The sequence below is a fragment of the Rhizobium skierniewicense genome (assembly GCF_014196515.1).
In the GTDB taxonomy this organism is placed as follows: Bacteria; Pseudomonadota; Alphaproteobacteria; order Rhizobiales; family Rhizobiaceae; genus Agrobacterium; species Agrobacterium skierniewicense.
The window spans coordinates 316,389-324,730 of record NZ_JACIDV010000007.1 but is presented as its reverse complement, the minus strand read 5'-3'; the positions used below and the strand labels follow the sequence as shown (position 1 = coordinate 324,730).

The window sequence follows — 8,342 nt, the reverse complement described above, 5'->3', positions numbered from 1 at the left end:
GAAGGCATCTAAGCGGGAAACCAACCTGAAAACGAGTGTTCCCTATCAGAGCCGTGGAAGACGACCACGTTGATAGGACGGGTGTGGAAGTGCAGCAATGCATGAAGCTTACCGTTACTAATAGCTCGATCGACTTCTTCGTTCCCATTGATTATGTTCATGTTTATCGAAGATAAACATCAACTGTTCTGTCCTGACGCGCAAAGCGCTCCGGACGGGTCACAGAAAGACGTGTAAGTTAAATAGAGCCTTGAGCTCTCCAGCTTCTCGAAACAACAGTTTCCATGTGAAAACATGGGTCTGTGGTCGCTTGGATCAGACGGTGCCTCATATGAGAGGGTACCGTATGGCCAATTGGTGTCCCCTGTGAGCGTCAAGCGAACAGGACAAGGCACACCAATTAAACAAGCAATCATATGATCCATGCAAAGCATGGATCATATGTTGCGTTTTGCCGACCTGGTGGTTATTGCGGGGCGGCTGCACCCGTTCCCATTCCGAACACGGCCGTGAAACGCCCCAGCGCCAATGGTACTCCGTCTTAAGACGCGGGAGAGTAGGTCGCTGCCAGGTCTGCAAAACGCAACGCATCACACAAACAGTCTTCTCAACACACTCCTTCGGCCCAGCCGATACAAAAGGGCCGCTCAAAGCGGCCTTTTGTCGTTCGAGCGGCATAACTCATAAGGCACATGGTCAGCCACTTGAGTGCAAACAACGGTATGTTGCCTTCGGCAAAAACCAGACCAAAACGACATTTTGCTAACGCAAAAGTCGGGTAGAGACGCAAACCCAAAGGTTTGCTTTGTCGGTTTTTGCAAACGCAAAAACCCGGAGAAAACGACATTTTGCCAAGGCAAAAGTCGGGTAGGAACGCAAACCCAAGGGTTTGCTGTGTCGGTTTTTGCAAGTGCAAAAACCTGGTAACGCGGGGTGGAGCAGCCCGGTAGCTCGTCAGGCTCATAACCTGAAGGCCGCAGGTTCAAATCCTGCCCCCGCAACCACTGAAACTTGTAACAGCTTCCATTCAGCCTCCGCCTCGGCGTTGTTGATTGCCACTGAGAACTGACCCGGTAGCATAGGATATTTCCATCGAGAATTGACCCATGTTTGAACGTGTGCGTCCGGCCAACACATTTCACGAACTGAGCCATCCAGGCGATGATCTTGCGTTAGTACCGGCATTAATGCTGGGATTAGATCGGGATCTTAGATGTTGGCATGGCTCGCATGGAGATTATTTCAGGCATTGAACGCAGGCGGCGCTGGCCGTTGGAGGTGAAGCTGGCCATCCTGGCGGAAGCGGCTCAGCCAGACGTGCGTGTCTGCGATGTGGCACGTCGGCATGACGTTCATCCATCGCAAATTAGGGTCTGGCGCAGAACTCTCTACGGTCGAGATGACTCGCCGTCGTTCTTGCCGGTTCGTCTTGTTGACAACGATCCTTCGCGGCACGTGCCATCCACTGTGTCCCCGGAAACGTTTGTACGGATCTCGCTGCGCAACGGTCGCAGCCTGAAGGTACCGGCAAAGATCGAGCGAAAGACTTTGGCATCGTTGATCGCTTGTGTTGAAGCGGCACGATCGGGCCGTCAGGGAACGTACAGGTTTATCTGGCTTGCGGAGTGACTGACATGCGTCGCGGGATCGACGGTTTGTCTGCACTGGTCGAGGGAGTGATCAGACAAGCGCCTGGTTCTGGAGCGATCTTCGGGTTCCGCGGCAGGCGTGCCGACCGGATCAAGCTTTTATGGTGGGACGGCCAGGGGGTTTGCCTGTTTTACAAGGTTTTGGAACGCGGATACTTCCCATGGCCGGCAGTCAAAGATGGCGTTGTGCATCTGACGCAGGCTCAGTTGTCGATGCTCGTCGAGGGGATCGATTGGCGGCGACCGACATGGACGTCAGCGCCTCATCGCACGGGCTGAAAGTGTTATTTTGCAGGGGGTGTCAGGGGTAATACTGGCGCTAGAGGGCCAAATCAGTTACATTTTTGGGTATGGAAACAACGCCGCCACAGGGTCAGGACGAGCTATCTGCACTGCGTGCATTGGTTGCTGAACAGGCGGCGAAACTCGAGCGACAAGACGCGGAAGTTACCAAGCGCGATACCATAATCGACATTTTGCGCGCGCAGTTGGAGTTGCTGCGACATCGACAGCATGGGGCCTCGTCCGAGAAAATAGACCGCAAGATCGAACAATTCGAACTGATGCTCGAGGAGATTGAAGCGTCCCGCGCCGAGGCTGAGGTTCGCTCTGGAAGGACACCTCTGCCGGAGCTGGAAGATGCCTGCGAAAAGCCAAGGCGCAGACCTTTGCCGGATGGGCTGCCGACAGAAGAGCGGATCTATCCGGCGCGGTGCAATTGCCCGACCTGCGGCGGGACATCGTTCCTGAAAGCACCTGATAAGGTGGTCCAGGTCATGGAGCATATGCCGGCATCCGTGAAGATTGTTCGCCATGTCGAAAAGCGCTTCGTTTGCAAGGACTGCGACACATCGGTGTCTGGCAAGATGCCGACCCTACCGATCGAGCGCGGCAAACCCGGTCCCGGATTGCTTGCCCATATCATGGTCGCCAAATTCGACGATCACATCCCACTTTACCGACTGTCGGAGATGTACGATCGGCTTGGGATAGATATCTCCCGTTCCGTGATGGCCGACTGGATGGGGCGTGCATCGGCTTTGCTCGGCCCCCTGATTTTGCTGATCAGAGCGCATATCGCGGCCGTCGATCGGATCCATACCGACGACACTCCGGTCGATGTTCTCGACCCTGGACGAGGAAAGACCAAGACCGGGAGGGTCTGGGTCTACGTCTTCGATGGGCGCGGCTATCAAGACCCCAGGCCCGGAGCGATCGCTTATTATTACAGCCCTGACCGCAAGGGGGGGCACCCGGCCGAACATCTTTCCAACTTCAGTGGCGTGATGCACGCGGACGGCTATGCTGGCTACAACAAGCTGTACGGCAATCAGATCATCGAGGCTGCCTGCATGGCGCATGTACGCCGCAAATTCCATGACGTGATCAAACTCAAGCCATCACCGATCGCGCAGGAAGCGCTGTCGCGCATTGGTGCTCTCTACGATATCGAGGATCGTATCCGTGGCATGTTGCCTGACGAGAGGCGGGATTTGCGCCAGTAGCATGCTAAACCCATCCTGGCCGAGCTGAAAGAGTGGATCGAGGATGTCCAGACAACACTGCCACAGAAACAGAGGCTGGCGGGAGCTATGCGGTATGCGCTGTCACGATGGGCAGCATTGAGCGTCTATCTTGATGACGGCCGGGTTGAAATCGACAAGAACATAGCTGAGCGTGCCATGCGACCACTGGGAATTGGCCGCAAAAACTGGTTGTTTGCGGGCTCCGACAAGGGTGGTGAGCGCATCGCAAATATCCTGAGCATCATCGAAACCGCAAAGCTTCATGGCCACAATCCGGAGGCGTATCTGACCGATGTCCTGGCCCGGATCCAGGATCACCCCACCGATCGCCTCGAAGAGCTTTTGCCTTGGCGGTGGTCATCGCTAAAAGAATTGAACGAGGCGGCGTGATAGTTCGCTCCCGAACCGACAAATCGCTCAAGACAGAATTGAGCGATGCTGACCGAAAGTCCGCTCACCGGACGCTCACGGCGAGTACGGCACGGAAGCGTTCAAGATATGCCAGCTCCTCAGCTCTATCCCTGAACTCTCCCGCCCTGACCCGGCCGGCAAACTCGGTTCTATGCCGCTCATTCAGACCGGCACTGTGTTCCTGAAACGCCTGCATCGAGGTGAGGATGGAAGCCGGGCGTCTCGCATTTATCGCGGTCATATTCATCGGCCTGTCGACAATCCAGGGGGCAAACATTCCATGGGATTGCAGCACGGCGATGAACGTTTGGGATTTCCACGACTCAAAGGGAGCGTTCGTTCGATATCGCTGGCCTCGGGGAATCAGCCTGTTTGCTTCGTCAGCTTTGTGTTCGTAGACGTCTCGTCAATAAAAACCAGTCGTGCCAATGCCTTGTTGAAGAAAGGCTGTCGCCGCCCGGTCCACAGTTCACGCGCCCGCGCGACCCCGGGGCGCTGCTGCTCGCTGGCCATCAGGCTTTTTTTATGGCTCAGGTCCAGCCTTTGAAGAAGCCGTCCGACACTGGGGCGATGGACGATAACGCCAGATCCGCAGAGTTCCACGCAAAGCTCGTCCAGTGTCAGTTCGCCATTCTGTGCCATCCGCCCTTCAATCCACGCGTGATGCACCGAAAGCTTGCCGCCGCCAACATGCCCTGTCGGCGCGGGCTATCGAAAAATTCGTGACGCACCCTAGCAAAATTTAAAGGAAGATTTGTGGGTAAGTTATATTAGTTCGACAGGGTGACGAAATAAGAATTTATGTTATGTAAGCGGATGGGAGTCTCATTATTAACCCAAGGTTACCGTTATGGCCTTTCTCTCACCATCTTCATCTTCCGCAAAAACAGAAACCCTGATTGTCAGCTCCGACGGGCGCGGCGCCAACAAGGGCCGGGCAGCGGTGATGATGCTGGTAGCCGTTACGTTGTTTGCCTGCCTCGACAGCTGCGCCAAGTTCGCCAGCCGAGAACTGCCCGCTATCGAGACGGTCTGGTTCCGGTTCGCCATCCATTTCATGCTCGTGGCGGTGGTACTCAATCCATGGAAGGCGCCGGAGGCATGGCTGACAAAGCAGCCTCGCCTGCAGATGATGCGGGCGCTCATTCAGATCGTTTGCACCGGCCTCAATTTCGTCGCCCTCAGCCAACTCCAGATCGCTGAGACGTTGTCGATCCAGTTCACCGGTCCAGCCTTCGTCACACTACTGTCAATCGTGTGGCTGGGCGAAAAGGTGGGGCGCTACCGGTGGACGGCGATTGGCCTCAGTTTCATCGGTGTGCTCGTCATTACGCGGCCCCAGCCCGGTGCTCTTGACCCCGCTTTTGGCATCGTCCTGCTGTCCGTTATTATAGGCGCTGGCTATTCCATCATGACGAGGAGGCTGGCGGGAACAGAATCGGCAGGCAGCATGCTTCTTATCATGGCGGCTCTCCCGGCGCTTATTTTGACGCCGATATTGCCCTTCGTCTTCATTTGGCCGAGCGATGCGTACACCTGGCTCGCGCTCTTCGGCGCGGGCTTCTTCGGTGCGATCAGTCATTATTTCTATATTCAGGCACACCGTTTCGCGCCAGCAAGCTTTCTCGCTCCGCTACAATATTTCCAGTTTCTCGCCGTCCTCATCCTCGGCTACGTTTTCTTTGGCGACATCCCAACTGTCTGGACGTTTGCCGGCGCGCTGATTCTGATTGGTTCCGGGCTTTATATTTGGCACCGTGAGCGGGTTATCACCCGCCTCAACGAAACATAGGCTTTCCCTCCATAGAGCGCCAACTTGACATGTGTAGGCAACACCGCTTAATAAATTCGTCAACGTACCGAACAAATAAAAGGAGCGTCGTTCATGCCACTGGATATCGCGTTCGCGAGTACCGTTTTGAACGCTTCCAAGACCGCGCAGACGTTAGGCGTGAAGCAGGCGAGCGCGTTTGATCAAATGCTGAAAAATCGCCTCGTGATCGGAATCGATCTGGGTGGAACAAAACTTCTAGCAGGGCTTGCCGACGCCGAAGGCAACATACTTGCGTCGCGCGAAGAGCCGACGCGCCACGGACCAAATGCACATGTTCTCGACCAAATAACTGAGATGGCGATGGCTTTGGCACGTGAGTCAGGTGTTACCGTCGATGACATCGCACAGGTCATGATCGGTGTTCCAAGCGCAATATCACCGCAAACCGGACTTGGGTCGCTTTCACCGAACCTCGCGCTGCCAGTCGACCGGCCGCTTGCCGCCCTTGTCGGCGAACGCCTGTCGTGCCCGATCGCGGTAGAAAACGATGTCAACTTGGCAGCTTATGGGGAAGCCAAGAGCGTTGCTGGACACGACGTTGCTTCGATCGTCTTCATCTCTTTCGGCACAGGCGTCGGCATGGGTCTGGTCGTCAATGGCGCGTTGGCGCGTGGCGCTTTCGGTCGCGCAGGTGAGATCTCTTATCTGCCTGTGGGTGCTCAACCGCATGCATCAGCGCCCACATCCGCAAGCGGCCTGTTCGAGGATCTGGTCGGCACGACTGGTATCCGCCAGCGCTTTAAACTGGGCAGCGAAAGTGTTGCCGGTCTGTTTACCCGTGCGATTGCCGGCGATGCGTCCGCGTTAGAAGCAATCGATGTCGTAGCGCGCGATGCCTCGCTCGGCCTTGCCGCAGTTCAAGCGCTGATCGATCCTGCCCGCATCGTGGTTGGCGGCGGCATTGGTGCGCAGCCAATCTTTCTCGAACGCCTGCGCCATCATCTTGTCCCGCTTCTTCCGTTCGATTGCCCCGTCGAACCAAGTCGCTTTGGTGTTCAGGCTGGTCTCATCGGCGCCGTGATGCTCGCTTCCCATCTGGCCGCGGCGCGAACCGCCGCCGCTGCCTGAGCTTTCTGAGGAGACCTTGGATGACCGAGACCGATATTGCCTTTGCGAGGCCCGACGGACTGGTTGAGACCCGCCACTCGGTGCAGATGGCGTTCATGGCGCCGCGCCTGCAGGGCGATTTCATGCCGGAGGGTCAATTGAAGCTGTCCCTCTGGGGTTGCGGCCAGATGGCGAACATCTTCTTTGATGCATGGGATGGTCCTTTTATCCATGCGCCAAACCGGATAGTCGCCGGCTCTCGCTCCGTGCATGTGGCGCAGACGGCGCCGACGCTTCTTTTGCGGGGCGCGCGGCTGAAGGCTGTGCGTCCCGCCAGACGCTGTGCCTGGTGGGGCACGCTGACTGCGCCGGAAAAAGTACGCCACGAAGGCGCGCGTCGAATCGCCACCACGCCTTGGGGTTTCACTATCGTTGAAACGCGGACGGGCGGTGACATCGTGATTGCGGTCGGTGCTAGCCGTGCAGAGGCGGAGCGCGGGTTGTTGCTTTCCGCCGATGAGATTATCGCCGAATGCTCCTCGCATGTGGCGCGTTGCGATATCCTGCCTTCTGCGGGACCTCTGATGCGATCCATGGCCATACAGAGTACGCACGCCTCGCTTTCTTCGATCCGCCGCGCAGAAGATGGCCGTTTTCTTGGGCTGGCCGCTGGTCAGGCATATTCGGCACCGACCCGCACCTATTATCGCGACGGCTACTGGACACTGCAGCCGCTGCTCTTCCTAGAACCGCAGGTGGTGCGCGACCAGATCGACCTGCTGGCGACTGGCATCCAGATAGATGGCGAGGCACCGAGTGCCGTCATTCTCACTGGCCCGAAGCAGGGTGAGGAATGGGAGAGATTCCGCGTCAATTCGGCCGAATACAAGATGGAGCATCTTCGTTCAACAGACTGGTGGAGCGATCACTTCGACAGCCCTCTCTTCTTCGTCCTGACCATCGGAGACTATATACGCGTCACGGGCGATACCGCGGCGCTCTCCGACCACTGGAAAACGGTGGCGGCGATCTTCCGCCGTTACCAGGGTTTCGATCATTTCGGAACGGGCCTCGTCGTCAAACCGCGCCACGACCGTGACTGGGCCGACAATGTCTATCGCCACGGCTACGTTGCCTATGACATCGGCTTGTGGATCGGGGCGCTCGACGTAATCGCCGCCCATGGAGGAGCGCTGGATGCGGACTTGTCAGACGAGGCACGTGCACTTGCCCAGAAGGCGCGTGCCAATCTCGATGAGGCAATGTTGACGCCGGATGGCTGGTATCAAGACTACGGTCTGAAAGGCGAGTTCGTGGAGGATCACCTGACGCTCGACAGTCTGACACTGTTGCGCTTTGATGCGGTCTCCGCCGATCGGGCGCAAACGGTGCTGGAGAACGTTGCACGGTTGCTCGAAACCCGCAACAATGATCGCCAACCCTATGGAGATTGGGGCGTGATGTGCGCTTGGCCACCATTCAAGCGTACTGCCGACACCCGTGCAAAGTCCGCCTTCGCCTATCGATACCACAATGGTGCTGACTGGCCCTATCTCTCTGCCCTCTATGCCGAGCAGCGCCTGAAATACGGTGTAGGGGGGGCGGATTATCCGTTGACGCGCTGGTGGAAGACCAGCCTCGAAAAGGGCTGGATAGGCTCCGTCGAATATTTTTCGCCACCCTTCGCGCGAGGATCTCTTCTGCAAGGCTGGACTGGCATGCACGCCGCCGCGATTCTCGAGCATCGCGCCATCATCGAGGCAGCGATTGACGCAGGACGCTTGGCCGACTGAGAGACCCAAGGTACGGCAGTAGGCACACTGCCGTCTCCGATCATTGATCGGCCAAGAGATGACGCTGGATACATTACACCCC

Annotated in this window: 6 protein-coding genes, 1 tRNA gene, 2 rRNA genes and 1 pseudogene; 9 read left to right on the top strand and 1 reads right to left on the bottom strand. The window is 57.1% G+C overall.

All coding sequences use genetic code 11. The features are described from left to right. The 6 genes and pseudogenes from GGQ73_RS13845 to tnpC all read left to right on the top strand — a co-directional run. Positions 1-142, top strand: a 23S ribosomal RNA gene (locus GGQ73_RS13845); the annotation flags it as partial. 316 nt (positions 143-458) lie between these two features. Continuing rightward, positions 459-573, top strand: a 5S ribosomal RNA gene (gene rrf / locus GGQ73_RS13840). Positions 574-927: 354 nt separating this feature from the next. Then, a tRNA-Met gene (locus GGQ73_RS13835) sits at positions 928-1,004 on the top strand. Positions 1,005-1,230: 226 nt separating this feature from the next. After that, positions 1,231-1,629, top strand: a complete 399-nt coding sequence (tnpA, locus tag GGQ73_RS13830; RefSeq protein ID WP_210290117.1) for an IS66-like element accessory protein TnpA — start codon at positions 1,231-1,233, stop codon at positions 1,627-1,629. Between the two features lie 5 nt (positions 1,630-1,634). Beyond that, entirely contained in the window at positions 1,635-1,928 is a 294-nt protein-coding gene (gene tnpB / locus GGQ73_RS13825; RefSeq protein WP_183896798.1) for an IS66 family insertion sequence element accessory protein TnpB, read from the top strand. A 71-nt stretch (positions 1,929-1,999) separates the two neighbouring features. Next, positions 2,000-3,565 (top strand): annotated as a pseudogene (gene tnpC, locus GGQ73_RS13820) (IS66 family transposase). Between the two features lie 384 nt (positions 3,566-3,949). Here the strand turns inward: tnpC and GGQ73_RS22970 are convergent. Beyond that, the gene (locus GGQ73_RS22970; RefSeq protein ID WP_234910964.1) at positions 3,950-4,228 is read right to left on the bottom strand and encodes a hypothetical protein; all 279 of its coding nucleotides are present in this window, start codon (positions 4,226-4,228) and stop codon (positions 3,950-3,952) included. Positions 4,229-4,436: 208 nt separating this feature from the next. Between GGQ73_RS22970 and GGQ73_RS13810 the strand changes: the two genes are divergently transcribed. The 3 genes from GGQ73_RS13810 to GGQ73_RS13800 all read left to right on the top strand — a co-directional run bounded on the left by GGQ73_RS13810 (position 4,437) and on the right by GGQ73_RS13800 (position 8,260). Further along, positions 4,437-5,378: a DMT family transporter gene (locus GGQ73_RS13810; RefSeq protein ID WP_183896797.1), complete on the top strand. Its 942-nt coding sequence runs from the start codon at positions 4,437-4,439 to the stop codon at positions 5,376-5,378. Between the two features lie 93 nt (positions 5,379-5,471). Continuing rightward, positions 5,472-6,488, top strand: coding sequence for an ROK family protein (locus GGQ73_RS13805; RefSeq protein WP_234910963.1), 1,017 nt, complete (start codon positions 5,472-5,474; stop codon positions 6,486-6,488). A gap of 20 nt (positions 6,489-6,508) precedes the next feature. After that, on the top strand, positions 6,509-8,260 hold the full coding sequence (locus GGQ73_RS13800) for an amylo-alpha-1,6-glucosidase (protein WP_183896796.1): 1,752 nt from the start codon (positions 6,509-6,511) through the stop codon (positions 8,258-8,260). Positions 8,261-8,342 lie beyond the last annotated feature (82 nt).